The sequence below is a fragment of the Lysobacter sp. M15 genome (assembly GCF_022662515.1).
GTDB lineage: Bacteria > Pseudomonadota > Gammaproteobacteria > Xanthomonadales > Xanthomonadaceae > JAKPBU01.
The window spans coordinates 1-2,740 of sequence record NZ_JAKPBV010000020.1 but is presented as its reverse complement, the minus strand read 5'-3'; the positions used below and the strand labels follow the sequence as shown (position 1 = coordinate 2,740).

General features: G+C 58.2%; 4 protein-coding genes. All 4 read right to left on the bottom strand.

Going from position 1 to position 2,740, the window contains the following annotated elements:
• Window positions 1-232: 232 nt before the first annotated feature.
• The gene (locus tag MC380_RS17825; RefSeq protein WP_242166500.1) at window positions 233-688 is read right to left on the bottom strand and encodes a hypothetical protein; all 456 of its coding nucleotides are present in this window, start codon (window positions 686-688) and stop codon (window positions 233-235) included.
• A gap of 60 nt (window positions 689-748) precedes the next feature.
• Entirely contained in the window at window positions 749-1,090 is a 342-nt protein-coding gene (locus tag MC380_RS17820) for a ribonuclease E inhibitor RraB (RefSeq protein ID WP_242165512.1), read from the bottom strand.
• Window positions 1,091-1,217: 127 nt separating this feature from the next.
• A complete protein-coding gene (locus MC380_RS17815; protein ID WP_242102019.1) occupies window positions 1,218-1,526 on the bottom strand; it encodes a hypothetical protein in 309 nt (102 codons plus the stop codon).
• Window positions 1,527-1,587: 61 nt separating this feature from the next.
• Window positions 1,588-1,911, bottom strand: coding sequence for a hypothetical protein (locus tag MC380_RS17810; RefSeq protein ID WP_242102018.1), 324 nt, complete (start codon window positions 1,909-1,911; stop codon window positions 1,588-1,590).
• Between the last annotated feature and the right edge of the window lie 829 nt (window positions 1,912-2,740).

Here is a 2,740-nt window from a genome sequence, read left to right as displayed (position 1 = left end):
GAAGGCCTCATCCGTCGTGACGCGGTCAACTTTGTGGCCCCAAATCTCCGCGACCGTCTGCCACGCCACAAAAGATTGTCCGACGGTGAAACCGTGGGCAGAAACTACGATCGGGACCAAGTCTTGCTTGGACCTCTGGGACAGCCGCTCTATCAGACTGGAGATTGTTCCCACGTGCGCCTAACGCCTGAATTAAGCCGACCCGCGAAGCGGGTTCGGCTTGAATGAATTGTTAGGCCGCGCCGCCATAAGTCTCAGCTGCAATGCCCAGCATGGTTGGGGGCGATAGCACTGCCCCGTCTATTGAATCTCCAGCGTTAAGCGTCCGATTTACAGCATCGACAGCGGAGCTGCGTAGGGCTAGCGCGCTAAATACCTCGCGTGGGCCGTGGTGATACATGGATTGCGCTAGCTTGAGCGCATTGCCGAATACTGGATCCTTGGAAAAAGGAACCTCTACCCATGAACCCGAGCTGTTTTGCGCCATGAATGTGGTGGGTAAGGTGACGGCGCCCATGTGGCTTACCAGCACCATGCCAAAAGCCTCAGGTAGCCAATCGATGACTCTACGAGCTAAGTCGGGCTCACCGACAATTTGAAGTGTTGCTGCCTCGTACTCATCCGGAGCCAGGCCGGAAGCCGCCAGCTCTGCGATTTTGCCTATGATTTCAAGTGCGACGGTCTGCATAGCGGGGCCTAACGCCTGAATTAAGCCGCGCCGCGAAGCGGCGTCGGCTTGAATGAATTGTTAGGGCGCATCTTGCATGACCCCCCAAGACTCGCAAACGCCACCATAAGGCTCCATTGCGGCGCTCACATTGCGCTGGATAGCGGTTACAGTCTCATAGGTGACCGGCGCATGGATCTGAAACTGGATGTAGCCGTCTCCGTGCTCATCCGGATCATAGACCGTGACCGGACCATACAACGAGTCCAGCAGGTCAATTGCCGCTTGCGGAGGCGGCCAGCTATCAAAGTCTACGTTGTAGTCAACGGAGTGCGGCTTTTGGAAATCGAAGCCGTGCTCTGCAAGGCGGCGGAACACTCCGCCATCTGCATCATCTGGCCAATCCGCGATGAGAGTCGGCATGCGCCCTAACGCCTGAGTTAAGCCGCGCTGCGTAGTGGAGGCTGTAGGCATGGCAAGCTTTCTTTGCCATGCCTGCGGCCGGAACGAAGCGGCGTCGGCTTGAATGAATTGTTAGGCCGCACCCGTGTCATGCGACCGAGAACTCTTGCCGGTGAGCCGGCCACAGCACCGTAAACGTTTGGCCGGCAACTGGACGATAAGCTGCGGTTACCGCACCGAGCAACTGAGAGCGGTCTAGCACCGCCTTTGCAAGGTGAAACGTGAGCTCAGGCTCCGAAGTGACAATGAAGATGTTTGTTTCCCTAGCGCCAATATCGTGACCATCTATGTCAGCTGTGTCACCAAGCTCTTGGATCAAATCATCTTCGAGCGCGACCATGGCGTCATAGTCCCCGAGCGAGTCGCCGTTGAACTGTAGGACAAGCTGATACTGCATGTGTGCGGCCTAACGCTAGAGTTAAGCCGGGCCGCGAAGCGGCCTCGGCTTGAACGACTTGTTAGGCCTCATGGATTCGGTAGCCCGCTGACACGTCACCGTTCCAAGGCCCGCGTGGGTTCCAGATACGCAGTTTGCGGATCTCGTTCTCAGTTATCCACAGTTCTACGTCGAGCCACGTGCCAGTTCCCACCTCGACATCATCGTCCATCGTGAAACTACATTCCTCAGCGTTCTCGGCGCAGGCAAAACGGACTAAGTAGCCAGAGCCATTGTGCTCGCGCGAAATCACCCGCAAACCATCAATGAGTGAGTGGTAGCGCGGCAGGTGAGTCACGCACGTACGAACGAGATCTAGCTCAAAAGGAGAGGGAAATTCGGGCATGAGGCCTAACGCCTGAATTAAGCCGAGCCGCGAAGCGGCTTCGGCTTGAATGAATTGTTAGGCCTCATTACCGACAGCCGACCGCCTGAGCCATTCTTCCCAACTGATCTGCTGGACATCAAGTTCGTATGGCTCGCCAGCCATGACTATTGCTAGGGCTTGATCGTACTCTTGCTGAGATAGCTGGCACGGCTCCCACTCAATATCCGTACCCAGATCGCCGTCATCTGCGCCAAGAGCAAGAAACGAGTTCATTGTGGTGAGACTCGGCCAGTACCTTTGTTGCCGGCATGCACAAAGCGACAAGCACAACCCCAGCAGCTTAGCGGTACTCCCGTGCCCTAATTCGATGACCCGGATCCAGTGAAGCATCATATGAGGCCTAACGCCTGAGTTAAGCCGGGCCGTGAAGCGGCCTCGGCTTGAACGAATTGTTATGCACCAAGGTAGTCCAGCGGAACGGAAGGCCGCAACGGGCGCAGCCAACCGGGAGGCGGGCAACGACCTGGCGCAGCCTGGACAACGAGCGGCGTGGACAAAAGCCTGCCCGAGGCCGAGAACGCCGCCCACCGAAGGCCTGATGCCCAATCACCTGCGCCGCCCACCGGGCGCCACGGCCCGACCCGATGCGAGCGGCGCCCGGCCGAAAGGGAAAGGACACAAGGTGCAAGGCGGCTGACCTGGTGCAAACCGAAGCGGGCGGTTGAATGCGGCAGAGCTGCGGAGGGCGCGAAGCTGGCAGTCGCCAGAACCCAGCTCAATGCATTGCTCCGGCCGGGCATAACGCCTGAGTTAAGCCGGGCCGCGAAGCGGCCTCGGCTTGAACGAA

Excerpts from the sequence above, each read along its gene's own strand:
- MC380_RS17820 (WP_242165512.1), bottom strand. The coding sequence starts at position 1,090 with ATGCCGACTCTCATCGCGGATTGGCCAGATGATGCAGATGGCGGAGTG.
- MC380_RS17825 (WP_242166500.1), bottom strand. The coding sequence starts at position 688 with ATGCAGACCGTCGCACTTGAAATCATAGGCAAAATCGCAGAGCTGGCG.
- MC380_RS17810 (WP_242102018.1), bottom strand. The coding sequence starts at position 1,911 with ATGCCCGAATTTCCCTCTCCTTTTGAGCTAGATCTCGTTCGTACGTGC.
- MC380_RS17815 (WP_242102019.1), bottom strand. The coding sequence starts at position 1,526 with ATGCAGTATCAGCTTGTCCTACAGTTCAACGGCGACTCGCTCGGGGAC.